This is a genomic window from Metamycoplasma orale ATCC 23714 (genome assembly GCF_000420105.1).
GTDB classification, from domain to species: domain Bacteria; phylum Bacillota_I; class Bacilli_A; order Mycoplasmatales; family Metamycoplasmataceae; genus Metamycoplasma; species Metamycoplasma orale.
The window spans coordinates 38,621-54,294 of the sequence record NZ_ATUH01000002.1; the positions used below are offsets into that span (position 1 = coordinate 38,621).

The following is a 15,674-nucleotide window of genomic DNA, read 5'->3' on the forward strand; positions in this document are numbered from 1 at the left end:
TATTCTTTATTGTGCTTATTTAAATAACAACAAAAAAGGAGAATTATGGAATTAGATTTATACTTAGATGAATTGAAAGAATTAGTTTCTAAATCTATCGCTAATTATGAAAGCCAAATAGTTAAAATAGCTATTGGTAGAGCAAATCCAGCTTTAGTTAGCAAGATTAAAATTAATTATTATGATTCTCAAGTAACAATAGATGAAGTTGCTTCAATTCAGCCTGTTGGTGCTTTGCAATTAGTTGTTAAACCATATGATATTGGAACAATTAAAGATATTGAAAAAGCAATTAATGACTATAAATTGAACTTAACAGTAGTTAATGAAGGACACCAATTAAGATTAAATTATCCTCAACTTACAACCGACAAAAGAAAAGAATTTGTAAAGCAATTGAATCTTATAACTGAACAAGCAAGAGTTAATATTAGACAAGCTCGTCAAGATGTTAATAAAAAAATAAAAAATGATAAAGAACTTTCTGAAGATATTCAAAAACATTATCTCGATATAATACAAACAGAAATTACTAAAGCAATTAATAAAATTGAAGATATTAGTGCTAATAAAGAAAAAGAATTAATGACTATATAATATAGTCATTTTTTTATTTTTGTTTTAGCATTTTAATAATTTTCTTTGTATAATAAAATATACTTATGAAAAAAAATATAGCCAAGAGAGCGCTTTCAGCATCAATACTTTTATTGATTATTTTACCATTCTTTGTTACTACTAATTTGTTTCAAAAAGAAGGAAAAATAATAGGTTTTATTTTTTATATATGTTTATCACTATTAGCACTTTATGAAATTTTAAAACACACAAAACTTAATGCAGTTTCGATCACATTGCTTCTTTTTCTAAGTTTGGTAGTTTGGTTTTTTCCATCTAATCTATTTTTTTCAACTGATACCAATTATATTTTTAATAACACAAAAGGATTAAAAATTGATAAATTAAGAGAGATAATGTATGAATCACTTTTTGTAAAAGACGCGATTCTAAACATTGTTTGTGTGCAATTTATAGTAATTCCTGTGATCGTAATGCTAATTTATTCCTCAAATATTAAAAAATATTTTAATTTTAAAGAAATGATCATTGAATATATAATTGTGACTTCCATGTTACTTTACATTCCAATATTCTTAAAAATTTTATTTTTATTTAATATTACTAATTTATATTTTTTAGCTATCCTATTTGCAATTCCGGTTATTGTAGATACATCAGGATATTTTGGTGGAATGCTTTTAGGACATAAATTTATTAAAAGAAAATTTTCGCCAAGAATTAGTCCTAAGAAAACTTGAGAAGGTGCAATTATTTCTTACATATTAGGATTTATTTGTGTCTATTTATTATTCTATTTAGGGCACCAGCTTAAAAAAGAACAGATTACATTTTTTACAAAAATTCCACAATTAATAATTGGTATGATAATAATTCCTATGTTATCAATTGTTGGAGACTTAATGTTTTCTTTAATTAAAAGGATTTTTAAAATAAAGGATTATTCAAATTTAATTCCTGGACATGGTGGTATTATGGATAGGTTTGATTCAACTTCTTTAGTGGCAATTGGAGTTTCAATTATATTGTTAATATAAGATTTAAAATAAGAGAGAAAAGGTAGAAATATGGACGACTATAACTTTAGTGAAAATTTAAAAAAATTATTTGCAGAAATCAAATTTAAACCTTCAAGGTTTTTTGAAGGCATGACTTTTGATGATTGTCAATTTAAAACTTTAGAAAATGGCAATGAAAGGATTTTATTTTTTGTAACATTTCAAACACATTTGCCAATTGCACAATTTGAAAAATTTTATGCAGCTTTATATAAAAAGTTTAATGATAGTTTTGAATTAATTTGAAATGTAAAAGAAGAAGCACTTGATAAAAAGACAATTTTAGATTATAGTGAACATTTTATTAGTCAAAAATATCCTAATAAAAAAGATATCTTTTTATTCTTAAAACCAAATAATGTTAAGTTAGAAAATAAACATTTAATTTTATCTCTACCAGAAAACTATAAAGGTAGAGAACAAGAATTAATTACTAGTGGGCTAGAAATATTAAAATTAGCTCATTTTAGTGGTTATTCTATTGACATCAAAATTTTAGAAGCTGAAAAAACTCTTAATGAATACAAAGAAAAAGTAACAGAGTCAATTAATAAAGCAATTAAAATTACTGATGCCAAAAGTAATGAATTAGAAAAAAGTAGTGTTAATTTTGAGTCTTCTCCTTTTTTGAAAAGAAGAAGTTCTAATTTTAAGTCAGCTTCAATTAAAACAATTGTGGAAACTATGGCTAATGAAAATGTTGAAACAATTGGCGAAATTTATAAACTAGAAACAAAAATTACTAAGAATAATAAAAATATGATTTCTTTTTTTATTTCAGATTATGAAGAAGCTATTAAAGTTCTTTATTTTGCTTCAATTGATGATGAACAATTTACTAAGTTTAAAGTTGGACAAACAATAAGAGTTAGAGGCCAAGTGTCTTTTGACTTTTATAAATCACAAGCTTCTGGTAAAGTTATTATGGGACGCGATGTTCCACTAGTAGTTAGTGATATTCAAAAAATACCTACAGAGCAGTCAAAATTTAAAAGAGTAGAGCTTGCTAATCGGACCAATATGACTGCACATGATGGTATCTCAACTGTAGACCAATATTTAAAAGCTGCTAAAGAATGAGGACATGATGCAATAGCTATAACTGATTTGGATAATGTTCAAAACTTTCCTAATTTTTACTTAGAATCTTTACCTACTAACATTAAACCCATTTATGGAGCAACTTTAACTTCCATTGATACAAATAATAATATTGTTTTTGGAGAAAGCAACTTTAATTTGTTTCCTTTAGATAGAAGTGAGCAAGTTGTTTATGTTGTGTATGATATTGAAACTACAGGATTAAGTGCTAGATTTAATGATATTATAGAATTTGGTGCTACTTATGTAGTTAATGGAAAAATAAAAGGGAAAGAACAATTCTTTCTAAAACCTAATAAACCAATTCCATCTTCAATTACTGAACTTACTAACATTACCAATGAAATGGTTGAGCAAGGTCTTAGTCAAAAAGAAGGTATTCAAAAGATTTACGATATTTTAAAAGATAAGATTTGTGTTGCCCATAATGCTCGTTTTGATATTAATTTTTGTAAACAAAAATTTTCTGAAAATGGCCTTGATACAAGCATTATTAGAGGAATTGATACACTACCAATTTCTTGATTATTATTCCCAAAAGAAAAAAAACATACGCTTAAAAATCTAGCTGAAAAATTTAATATAACATATAGCAAAAGTGAAGCCCATAGAGGAGATTATGATGCTATGGTTTTAGCTAATGTTTGAACACAAATTTTACAAAGATTTAAAACTAAAGAGAAAATTTATACCGCAGATGATTTAAGAAAAATTGAACTCCCTGATTTATCAAGAAAATTTGGTTATGAAGTGCGTATGCTAGCTAAAAATAAGGATGGCCTTAAAAAGTTATATCAATATATTACGCATTCACTAACTACAAATTATTATGGAGGTCCAAGATTTTTAATAAATAATTGATTACCAGATCCTGATTTATTATTAGGTTCAGGAACTAACTTTTCATTTTTATGAGAAGAAGTTATTAATGGTAGTGATGAAAATATTATTAAAGCGCTTATCCCTTTTGATTATATTGAACTTCCACCTATTTCAACATTCAACTATTTATATAGTAGTGACTGAATAACTCGTGAACAAGTTGAAACAGCATATATAGATTTAATTAATAAAGCTAAAAAAATGGGAAAAATTTGTGTTGCAGTCAGTGACTCAAGATATGTTTATGATTATCAAAAGCTAATTCATGATATTTATATTAATACACCTTCATTAGGAGGCGGTCTTCATAAATTAGAAAAATATAGAAAATATTGTCAAACATATTTTAGATTATTGACGACTCAAGAAATGTTAGATGAATTTGCTTTTTTAAGAAATCAAGATTTGATTAAAGAAATTGTTATTGATAATACTTATGAAATTGCAAATCAAATTGAAAAAAATATAGAAATAATTAAAAACAAATTATATATTCCTAAATTTGATGAATCAGATAAAAAATTAGAAGAACTAGTTTATAAAACAGCTTTAGAAAGATATGGAAAAAATATTGATCCGATAATTGCTGAAAGAATACATAAAGAACTTTCATCAATTATTAAATATGGATATTCTGTTATTTATTGAATTAGTCACTTGCTTGTTAAAAAAAGTAATAAAGATGGTTTTGTTGTTGGGAGTCGAGGCAGTGTTGGTTCTTCAATAGTTGCTAATTTATCGCAAATAACTGAAGTTAATCCGCTCCCCCCTCATTACCTTTGTGAACAATGTAAATACTTTGAATGGTCAAAAGATAAAGATGTTCATTCAGGCTGAGATTTACCAAATAAGCTTTGTCCTAAGTGCAATATTAATTTAACAAAAGATGGTCATAACATTCCATTTGAAACTTTCCTAGGTTTTGAAGCAGAAAAAGTTCCTGACATTGATCTTAATTTTAGCGGTGAATATCAACCTACAATTCATTCATATGTTAGGGATCTATTTGGAAAAGAAAACACTTTTAGAGCAGGAACCATAATGACTGTTGCTGAAAAAACCGCTTATGGTTATTGCAAGAAATATGCGGAAAAAGTCTTACACAATGGTGAAATTTGATCTAAGAGTTATTTTGATTTTCTAGCTTCTAAGACTCAAGGAGTCAAAAGAACTAGTGGTCAACACCCTGGCGGAATTGTTATTATTCCTAAAGAATATACTATTGAAGATTTTACGCCTGCCAATTTTCCATCTGATGAAACTAATAGCACATGATTGACTACCCATTTTGACTATAAAAAAGCATTACACGATTCAGTTTTAAAACTTGATTTATTAGGACATGATGATCCTACATCTATAAAAATGTTAGAAAGTTTAACTAATGTAAAGGTTAGTGAAATTCCTAAAATGGATGAGAAAACAATTAAATTATTTTATAGTTTAGATTCGCTAAAAATAAAACCTGAAGATATTCATGGTGAAACTACAGGGGCTTTAGCATTACCTGAATTTGGAACACAATTTATTAGAGGTATGTTAAAAGTTCTCAAGCCTAAAACTTTTAATGAATTAATTTTAATTTCAGGTCTTAGTCATGGTGAAAACGTTTGAAGTGGTAATGCTGATGAACTTGTTAAAAATGGTGTTAAATTAATTGACTGTATTTGTTGTCGTGATGATATTATGAAAAATTTAATTGACCGTGGTGTTGATAAACAAGTTGCTTTTAAAATAATGGAAGACGTTAGAAAAGGTAAAAGTTTAACTGCTGAATACTTAAGTATCATAAAAAGCAATAGAAAAATCCCTTCATGATATCAAGATACTTTTAAAAAGATTAAGTATTTATTTCCCAAAGCACATGCTACAGCTTATGTTATTATGGCTTGAAGATTTGCATGATATAAAGTTTATTATCCTCTTGAATTTTATGCAGCTTACTTTTCAACTAAAAATCAATTTGTATTTGTAGATATTTTAAAGTCGGGATATAAAGCTATTAGCAATAAACTAGATGAATTTATAAAAAGACAAAGTAGTAAAAGCGAAATTCCTTTGTCGCAAAAAGAAATTGAATTTATTCCTTTAATGGAAATTGCTCAAGAACTTTATGCTCGTGGGCTAAAAATTAAAAATGTCGATTTAAAATTATCTGATGCTAATAAATGAACTGTTGATAAGAAAGAAAAAGCATTAATACCTCCATTCGCAGTTGTTGAAGGGTTAGGATCATCTGCTGCTGAATCTATTGTTAAAGCAAGAAAAGAACACGAATTTGTTTCAATAGAAGACTTAAAAGATCGTACAAAGCTTAATACAAAAACTATTAATGCTTTAAAAGAACTAGGTGTTCTTGATGATCTTGATGAAACAAATCAAATGACTTTATTTTAATTAGAAATATTCAAAAAAATCTTTATATTAAGTACTTTTTTGAATATTTTTTATTATTTCAATTTTCTTAAAAAAAGTCTTTAAGAAAGTATTTTTTTAATTATTAAATATTAACTACAAAATTAATTTTTAGGTTTAATTATAAATAATGTATAATTTAACTTTATTAATATATTTACTAAAATTTTTAGAAAAACAGGTTAATCAAATGTCAAAAAATAAAAAATGAAAAAATAAAAAAATAAATTTTGAAAATTATAAAAACTCAGATCAAATCAAAAAAGAAAGACGTGCCTTATCAGATTCTTGAAAAATAAGTTTAACTGCACTCCTTTTAATTGCGATCCCTTCATTCTTAGTTTTTCTTTTAATGGGAGCAGATGGTTGAGCAATTAGAAGCACAACAAAATTCGCAAGTTCTAGATGATCTCTATTATTACCGGTTGCATTGTGTGTAGCCGCAGTTCAATCAATTGTAATTGCATTATTGATTAGGTTTAAAAAACTTAAAATTACATCACTTAACTTTTTAGTGCCTGTTATGTGCGTAATGAACTCATGACTAGTTTCTTCGGGTATAGAAACTGGCAAGTGGTTTATTAGAGTATTACCTGCAGTTGGTTTAGCATTTTTAAGCGCTGTTATTGTTATTGCAATAAATAAAGCTATTGCCAAAGCTAAAATTAAAAAAGAAAAACAAATTATTATTGAAGAAGAAAGAAAAAATAAATCTTTATTAGATTAATTTTTTTATTTTAAGGAAGTAAACATGTATAAGAAAATAAATTTAAAAGATAAAGAAATTGCTGATTTAATCGAAAAAGAAAATATAAGACAAGAAGCAAATATTGAACTTATTGCTTCTGAAAATTATGTGTCAGAAGATGTACTTAGAGCAGCGGGTTCATGCTTAACAAATAAATATGGAGAAGGCTATCCAGGACAAAGATATTATGGTGGATGTGAATACGTTGATGAAATCGAAAAGATAGCACAAGAAAGAGCTAAGAAACTTTTTAATGTTGAATATGTCAATGTTCAACCATATTCTGGAAGTGTAGCAAATGCTGCAGTGTATATGGCCTTATTAGAACCAAATGACACTGTGCTTGCTTTAGAACTCTCTAACGGTGGTCATTTATCTCATGGGTATAAAATATCATTTAGTGGAAAATTTTACAAACCTGCATTTTATTATCTTAATGATGAAGGCAAACTTGATTATGATGAAATTCTAAAAGTAGCTAAAGAAGTAAAACCTAAAATGATAATTTGTGGATATTCAGCTTATTCACAAATTATTGACTTTAAGAAATTTAGAGAAATTGCAAATGCGGTTGGTGCTTATTTATTTGCAGATATATCTCATATTTCTGGATTAATCATAGCTAAATTACACCCTTCCCCTTCAGAATATGCTGATGTCATTATGACAACAACACATAAAACTTTACGTGGTACTCGTGGTGCAATTATTATGACTAACGATGCTGAAATTTATAAGAAAATTAATAAAGCTGTTTTTCCAGGTTATCAAGGAGGCCCTTTATTTCATCAAATTGCGGCTAAAGCAGTTTCATTTTATGAAGCACTTCAACCTGAATTTATTGAGTATCAAAATCAACTTCTAAAAAACTCAAAGGCATTTTGTCAAACTTTTATAAATAAGAACGTTAAAATAGTTTCAGGACTTACTCAAAACCATTTATTTATTATTGATGTAAAACAAAGTTATGGATTAACTGGTAAAGAAGCTGAAGAAATTTTAGGAAATATTAACATAACTGTTAACAAAAATACAATTCCTCATGATACTGAAAAACCAACAGTTGCAAGCGGAATCAGATTAGGTACTGCGGCAATGACTTCAAGAGGCTTTAAAGAAGATGAATTTATTATCATGGCTAATTTAATTGATAAGGCTTTAAGAGAACCTCAAAACGAAATATTGCATAATGTTATAAGAAAAGAAATTGCTAAATTATCTAATGCTTTTCCAACCGGAAAGCCCTATCTAATTTCTTAATATTTAGACATTTATTCTATATAATATTAAAATATGAATTTAGTAGATATTAAAAAAATTGTTTTTGATGTTATTGAAAACGTTGTCGGAATAACAAAAATTGTTCCTATCCATAAATCAAAAAATAACTTAAATGAAGAAGTTTTTCAAATTAAATTTTTTAAAAATGATTCATCATTGGTTGATTTAGAAATAGGTATTATTGTATTATCAAATATTAATGTTAAAAATGTAGTTGAAGAATTACACCAAATTTTAACTTATGTTTTAAAGAAGAATAATATCTTTTTGCATAAGTTAGATATTTATATTAAAGGAACTGAATAATGAATATTATCACTGGTAAAGATTGAAAATACGCTATTATCTCAGCAGCTAATAGTATGGATTCAAAAAAGAACGCTATTAATGCAATGAACATATTTCCTGTTCCAGATGGAGATACAGGGTCAAATATGTTCATGACTATTCAAGCAGCAAAAGAAGCTCTAATGCAACTTTCTGATGAAGCAAGCATTTCAGAAGTTGCGGAGACAACTTCAAAAAATATGCTACTTTCTGCAAGAGGAAACTCGGGAGTTATTTTAAGCCAAATTTTTAAAGGTTTTACTTTAGCGTTTGAAAATAAGAAAACTATTAATTGCTTTGAATTAGTTGATGCATTTGATAAAGCTACTAAGATTGCTTATAAAGCTGTTTTGAAACCGGTTGAAGGAACTATATTAACTGTTATTCGCGAAACAAGTGAAGGGTTAAAAAATAAAATTTTACCTTCAACAGATTTCACTGAATTTTTTGATATTACATTAAAACTTGCTAGAAAAAGTTGTGATAATACTCCTGAACTTTTACCTTTATTAAAAGAAGCGGGTGTTAATGACTCTGGTGCAGAAGGACTTGTTGCTATTTTAGAAGGAATGTCTGCTTTCTTTCACGGTAAACCAATTACTGAGTCATTTAACTCTAATCAAAACAATTCAATAATTATGAATGATGAAATTTATTCTGGTGAATTTGGGTATTGTACTGAATTTATTTTAGATTTAGATAAACCAAACAAATTCGATAAAGTAGAACTAATTAAAAAGTTTGAAAAAATTGGGAATTCAACTATTGTTGTTCAAGATAATTCTCTTTTAAAAGTTCATATTCATGCAGTTAAACCTGGTAATGTTTTAAATGCTGTTAATAATTTAGGTCAATTTGTTAAGATTAAAATTGAAAATATGACTATTCAAGCGAACACTAGAATGAATGAAAATAATAAAAGCATTTCTGAAAATGGCGATCATAAGAAGAAAAGTGAAAAATCATTTAGCAAAAAATGTGGGTTAATTTCATGTAATACAGGAGCTGGATTAATTAGTACCATAAAAGAAATGGGCGTTGATTATGTTATTGAAGGTGGACAAACAAACAATCCTTCAACTAAAGATATCATATCTGCTATTGATAGCGTTGATGCCAAAACAATTTTTATTCTACCAAATAACTCTAATATTATTTTATCTGCGCAACAAGCAGCAACTATAATTAACAATAAAAAGGTTTTAATTTTGCCAACAAAAAGCCAAGCGCAAACTATACCTATGGTTATGTATTTTAGCTCTGATAATAGTGAAAAAGAAAACTTTGCACAAATGAAAGAAATCTTAAAACAAGTTAAATTTGGAGAAGTAGCTCCTTCAGTTAAAAATATAAAATTAGATGGTATTAAAATTCAAAAAGGTGATTTTATGAGTTTAGTAAATAATAAGATAATTGATACAGCTAAAGATTATAATCAAGCTGCAATTAAAATTATTGAAAAATTAGTTGATGAAAACACAGAACTTTTAAATATAATTTACGGCCAAGATGTTTCAAAAGCCGACCTAGATGAACTTGTTAATTATTTAGAAATAAATTATGATATTACTATAGAAACTTACGAAGGCGGACAAGCAATTTATCCTTATTTTATAAGCGTTTTATAGAAATGAATGTGGAGGTTTTATATGAAAAATAACACAATTGTTTTTGATTTATTAAATAATGACAATAAGGAAATAGAAGCCATTAAAGCTGCTTATGAGTTTGCTTCAAAAAATTCAAATTATTCCTTAATTATAGTAGGAAATCAAAAAACCATTGAAGATAATTTACCTTCAAAATTAAATAATATTGAGATAATAAATTCAACTAATATAGTTAAAAAACCTAGTGAAAATATTAGGGAAATTTTAGCTCACGAATCTTCTATGTTAAGCGCATTTGATATCTTAAAAGAAAGAAATGCAGATGCTATTTTAAGCAGTGGAGATAGTGCATCATTTATAAGTATGGCAGCCTTAAAAGTAAAACGTTTGGAAAATATTTCACGTCCTGCTTTTATGCCTGTTATGCCTTCCTTATATTTAGATAGTAAAATTCTTTTATTAGATGCAGGCGCTAATGTTGAAATCAAATCCAATTATTTGGAAGAATGAGCAATTCTTGCAGATGCCTTTTATAAGTCTATTTTCAAACACGAACCTAGAATTGGTATTTTAAATATTGGCACCGAAGATTATAAAGGACCCTTAGCATTAAGAGAAGCTAATGAAAGTTTAAAGAAAAATAAAAATATTAACTATTTAGGCTTTATAGAACCAGAAGACATAATAGTAGGTAATGCTGATGTTGTTGTGTCAGATGGATATGCAGGTAATTTATTTTTAAAAACTTTAGAAGAAACAGTTATAAATATTGGTAAAGTTTTTAAAAATATAATTATGAGCAAGACAAAAAATAAAATTGCTGGATTATTGTTAAAAAAAGATTTAACTAAATTTAAAGAAAAGTTTGACTATCGTAATGTAGGCGGTGCATATTTAATAGGTTTAGAAAAAATAATTGTTAAAGCACATGGGAGAAGTGATGCACAAGCTTTTTTAGGAGCTCTCAATCAAATTAAGTTTGCTTTAGAAAATAATTTAATGGAAAATTTAAGAAATGATTTAGAACAAAAAAACAAAAAGGAAGAATAAATAAAATGGATAGCGAAATATTTGAACAAAAAGTTAAAAAATTGCTTATCGATTTGGGTATAGATCTTAAAGGAATAAACATTAATACATTTTGCGAAGCTTTAACGCATACTACATTTTCTAATGAACATAAAAACGTTCAAAACTTTGAATATTTAGAATTTCTTGGCGACGCAATTATTGAGTTTGTTGTAACTGCTGAAATATATAAAAGGTTTCCAAACTACAATGAAGGCATGGCCACACAACATAGAATTTCGATTGTTAATAACCATACCCTTTCTACTATTTCTAGAAAATTAAAAATTATTGATAATATTAGAACAGGCAATAAAGCTTTTATTAATGGGCAAAATGAAAAGGTTGATTCTGATTTTTTTGAAGCTTTTATAGCAGCTCTATATGTTGAAAAAGGACTAGACTTTGCAACTAAATTTTTATTAAAAAACCTTGAAGAATATTTTCATAAAGTCGACTTTAAAAAGATTGCAGATCCTAAAACCGCAATACAGGAACTGCTTCAATCAACCGGCATTGTTAATATAAAATATAAATGTGATAAAAAATCAAATTTAAGTTTAGATAAAGATAAAATTGAGCTTTTTGAATGCAAATTATTTGTAGATGATGTTAACTATGGAACAGGCATTGGCAAAACAAAAAAAGAGGCAGAAAAAAATGCGGCCTTAGATGCTTTGCACAAACAAACAAACATTCAAGAAAACTAAAAAAGCACTTTCAACAAAGTGTTTTTTAGTTTTTTCTTTTGCTATTATTTATGTTATTTAATGACTTTAAAAAATATATTATGTTAGTTTTTATATTTTATATATAATTTAATTATTAATTATTATAAATTTAACAGCAAAATTTAATAAGTAATTTTGAAACAAAGCAAATTTTAAAAATGATTAATAAACAAGATAAAAAATAAGAAAGGCAATTATGAAGTTAATACAAGTTGAAGCACACGGATTTAAGTCTTTTGCTGATAAAGTAACTTTGAAATTTGATGGTGGTGTTGTTGCTATAATTGGTCCTAATGGTTCAGGGAAATCCAATATTAATGATGCTATTAGATGAGTTTTAGGTGAATCTAGTTATAAAGCATTACGTGGCGATAACATGGAAGATGTTATTTTTGCCGGTTCTAAAACTGAAAAAGAAATGAACCGAGCAGAAGTTACTTTAACTTTTGATAATAAAGATAGAGCTATTAAGATTCCTTATGATGTTTTTACTATTTCTCGTGTTTTGAATAGAGGAAAAGGTGAAAATGAATATTACATTAATGGCGAACCCGCAAAATTAAAAGAAGTTAAAGAAATTGCAATGGAAAGTGGTATTTCAAAATCTTCTCTTGCAATTATTGGCCAAGGTACTATTAGTGATATTGCAGAAGCTACTCCTGAAAGACGTAGAGAAATTTTTGAAGAAGCTTCAGGTACTTCAATGTATCGTTATAGAAAAGTTGATGCTCAAAAGAAATTAGAAAGAACAGAAGAAGCTCTTGCACAAATCTCGGTTTTAGTTCAAGAATTAGAAAAACAAGTTAAACCTTTACAACGTCAAGCTGAAAAGGCAAAAATTTATATGGAAAAAAGTGACCAGCTTAAAGAAGTTGAAGTTGCTCTTTTAGTACATGATTTTATTTTCTTTTCAGAAAGATTAAAAGAATTAACTCAACAAGCTAAAGAATTTATGCTTGTTAAAGAAGATTTAGAAGTTAGATTGGAATCATATAATACTTCGCTTGGTGAAAAGAAAGAACTTCTTGATAATTTAAAGAAAAGTACTGAAGAGATTTCTAAAGAGCTTGCAGAAATTAATGAAGTTATTCAAGAAATGGAAATTAGAAAGGTTAAAGAAGAAAAAGAAAGAGATCTTATTTTGAGTGGTCAAAAAAATGTTGATCCAGGTCAAAAGAAAGAAACTCTAAAACATTCTTTAAGCGTTTTAAATCAAAACATTATTTCATATAAAGAGTTTATCAAAGAAAAGAATGAACAATTAAATGAATTAGAAATTAAATCTGTTAAATATAATTCTGATATAAGTGAATTTAGTAGACTATATAATATTGAAAATGACAAATTAAACAAAGTTAAAAACAAGATTGAAGTTATTCAAGATCAAATGACAAATAAGTCATCATTAGCTAAAGGAACTAAAATTATTGTTGAAAACCAACATTTATTTAAAGGATATGAAGGTTTAGTTAGCGAACTCATTCAAATTGATAAAGATTATATAAGGGCTATTGAAGTTGTTTTATCAAGTGCTGCACAACACATTGTTGTTGATGAACCAGAAACTGCCACTGCTGCTATTAACTTTTTAAAAGCTAATAATGGCGGTAAAGCCACCTTTATTCCTTTATCTTCTATTTCACCTAGATTTGTTGCAGAACAACATATTGTTGTTGCTCAAACTCAAGAAGGATTTTTAGGAGTTGCTTCTGAACTTGTAACCACTAAAAAGAGATATGAAGTTTTAAAACGTTTCTTATTAGGCAATGTTTTAGTTTGCGATACTATTGAAAGTGCTGTTAGATTACATTCTTTATTAGAAAAGAAATATACGGTTGTAACTTTAGATGGTGACATTATTCGTATTGGTGGAGTTATGACCGGTGGGCAAGCTTCTCAAACAGTTTCTGCATTTAGTTTAGAAGATCAAATTAAAGAATTAGAATCATTTATTCAACCACTTGAAAAAAATATTTCAACCCTAAAAGAACAAATTTCAAAATTAGAATTTGAAAAACAAACTGCCTTATCTTTAATTAGTAATTACATGGCAGAAAAAAATTCTTATGAAGTTAAGCTAGCTGAAGACACAGAAGAATTTGATAAATTATCATTATTGTATTCACAAATTTCAAATGAAAAAATTACCTTTGAATCAAATGTTGACTTTACAAAAATGATTAATGAAAACCTTGCAAGGAAGAGTGATTTAAGTGTTCAACTAAGAACTCAAAAGGAAATTCTTCGTACTACAGAAGAGCAATACTATCAAACCATTGTTAAAAAGAATGAGCTTGACGAAGAGTTAAAGCAACTTTTAGACGAAAATGGAAAAAAGATAGGTGACAAAGCACGTGCTGAAACTATAATTGACAGTGCTAAAAAAAGATTATCTGAACAATATGGACTTTTATTCGAAACTGCTCAACAATATTACAAACCTGACATTGATTTTGATGTAGCAAGAAAACTTGTAGAAAACTTAAAACAAGATATTAGAGAACTTGGGCATATTAACTTAGAAGCTATTCAACAACTAGAAGAAGTTCAAACTAGATACGATGAAGTTAAAACTCAAGAAGATCAAATTATAGTTGCTAAGAAAACAATTGAAGAAGCTATTAATGAAATGGATAAGATGATTGTTGAAAGAATTACAGAAACAGTTAATCTTGTTAATGGTGAATTTAAATTTGTTTTTGGCAAGATGTTTGGTGGTGGTATGGCTGAAATAAGATATACTGATCCTGATAATATTTTGGAATCAGGTATTGATGTTATTGCACAACCTCCTGGAAAAGCAATTAAAAATCTTAAATTATTTTCAGGTGGAGAAAAAGCACTTATTGCTATTTCATTATTATTTTCATTGCTTAAAGCGAAACCTCTTCCATTATGTATTTTAGATGAAGTTGAAGCTGCACTTGATGAAGCCAATGTTATTAGATTTGCTGAGTTTTTACAAAGTCTTAAAAAAGATACTCAATTTATTGTTATTACACATAGACAAGGAACAATGGAAAGAGCTGACAAATTATATGGTGCTACAATGCAAAAAAGAGGTGTTACCACATTCTTTGGAGTTAACCTTGTAGAAGCAAAAGAATTAATTAAAGAAGAAGGTAAATAATGAAAAAAAATAAGAAAATATTATTTTTAGGTGCTTTAACTTTATCAATATCTAGTCTACCTTTAGTTTTTGTTTCATGTGAAACTAGCAAAAAAGGTAAATTAAAAAGAGCATTAAGAAAAAACAAAAGTTATAGAGTTAGCGTTACTAAAAAATTAGGTATTCCTAATGATTATGAAGATTTTGCAAAAAGAATTTATGATGAGCTTTCAACAAAATTAAATGGCGTTACAAATAAAGCAGAACGTGAAAAAATTTATGATGAAATTATAAATAAAGTTTATACATCGACAGCAAACTTAACTGATATGTATGATACATCTACTAAATAAATAAAGAAAGGAAAAAAATGTACGGAATAGTTTTTTATTTAAACAAACAAAAATTAATTGAAAATTATGGTAATAATTATCAAGATGCTTATGAAGAAATTAGAAATTCATTAAGACACTATGGATTTCATTGATTGTCAAATAGTTTTTATTTCTCGCAAACATTAAATAGTCTTTCTAGAGTTTTTGAAGCGATTAAAGCAATCAAAGAATTTAGTTGATTTGTTAATTCATTAGTCACTTTACATGTTTTTAAAATGGATGACCTTTCTGACTTTACTGAGTATGTTCAAAATTCAAAACAAAAAATTAAGATGGACGAAGAAGATTTTGAAACAGAAATAGAAGCTGGAAAAACTAAAAAACCAAATAAATAATAATTTAAAAAATCTCCTTGCAATAAGGAGATTTT

12 protein-coding genes are annotated in these 15,674 nt (G+C 27.1%); all 12 read left to right on the forward strand.

Annotated features, from left to right (window positions below; translation table 4 throughout):
• Window positions 1-45: 45 nt before the first annotated feature.
• On the forward strand, window positions 46-597 hold the full coding sequence (locus F795_RS0100570; protein ID WP_022935809.1) for a ribosome-recycling factor: 552 nt from the start codon (window positions 46-48) through the stop codon (window positions 595-597).
• A 65-nt stretch (window positions 598-662) separates the two neighbouring features.
• Entirely contained in the window at window positions 663-1,616 is a 954-nt protein-coding gene (locus F795_RS0100575; protein ID WP_022935810.1) for a phosphatidate cytidylyltransferase, read from the forward strand.
• A gap of 30 nt (window positions 1,617-1,646) precedes the next feature.
• Window positions 1,647-6,017 carry a PolC-type DNA polymerase III gene (locus tag F795_RS0100580; RefSeq protein WP_022935811.1) on the forward strand — a complete coding sequence of 1,457 codons (4,371 nt, stop codon included), beginning with the start codon at window positions 1,647-1,649 and terminating at the stop codon, window positions 6,015-6,017.
• 208 nt (window positions 6,018-6,225) lie between these two features.
• On the forward strand, window positions 6,226-6,762 hold the full coding sequence (locus tag F795_RS06220) for a hypothetical protein (RefSeq protein WP_027120234.1): 537 nt from the start codon (window positions 6,226-6,228) through the stop codon (window positions 6,760-6,762).
• A gap of 24 nt (window positions 6,763-6,786) precedes the next feature.
• Window positions 6,787-8,043, forward strand: a complete 1,257-nt coding sequence (gene glyA / locus F795_RS0100590; protein WP_022935813.1) for a serine hydroxymethyltransferase — start codon at window positions 6,787-6,789, stop codon at window positions 8,041-8,043.
• A gap of 33 nt (window positions 8,044-8,076) precedes the next feature.
• Window positions 8,077-8,370, forward strand: a complete 294-nt coding sequence (locus F795_RS0100595; protein WP_022935814.1) for a hypothetical protein — start codon at window positions 8,077-8,079, stop codon at window positions 8,368-8,370.
• Complete coding sequence (locus F795_RS0100600; RefSeq protein ID WP_022935815.1) at window positions 8,370-10,019, forward strand: DAK2 domain-containing protein; 1,650 nt, start codon at window positions 8,370-8,372, stop codon at window positions 10,017-10,019. The genes F795_RS0100595 and F795_RS0100600 overlap by 1 nt, the downstream gene beginning before the upstream one ends.
• Before the next feature lie 21 nt (window positions 10,020-10,040).
• A complete protein-coding gene (gene plsX / locus F795_RS0100605; RefSeq protein WP_022935816.1) occupies window positions 10,041-11,051 on the forward strand; it encodes a phosphate acyltransferase PlsX in 1,011 nt (336 codons plus the stop codon).
• A gap of 5 nt (window positions 11,052-11,056) precedes the next feature.
• Window positions 11,057-11,779 (forward strand): ribonuclease III, encoded by a 723-nt coding sequence (gene rnc / locus F795_RS0100610; protein ID WP_022935817.1) that lies wholly within the window; start codon window positions 11,057-11,059, stop codon window positions 11,777-11,779.
• A gap of 217 nt (window positions 11,780-11,996) precedes the next feature.
• Window positions 11,997-14,930 (forward strand): AAA family ATPase, encoded by a 2,934-nt coding sequence (locus tag F795_RS0100615; RefSeq protein WP_027120235.1) that lies wholly within the window; start codon window positions 11,997-11,999, stop codon window positions 14,928-14,930.
• Window positions 14,930-15,262 carry a variable surface lipoprotein gene (locus F795_RS0100620; RefSeq protein ID WP_022935818.1) on the forward strand — a complete coding sequence of 111 codons (333 nt, stop codon included), beginning with the start codon at window positions 14,930-14,932 and terminating at the stop codon, window positions 15,260-15,262. Before F795_RS0100615 ends, F795_RS0100620 begins: the two co-directional genes overlap by 1 nt.
• Window positions 15,263-15,279: 17 nt before the next feature.
• Window positions 15,280-15,639, forward strand: coding sequence for a Virulence-associated protein D (locus tag F795_RS06225; RefSeq protein ID WP_022935819.1), 360 nt, complete (start codon window positions 15,280-15,282; stop codon window positions 15,637-15,639).
• The last annotated feature ends 35 nt before the right edge of the window (window positions 15,640-15,674 follow it).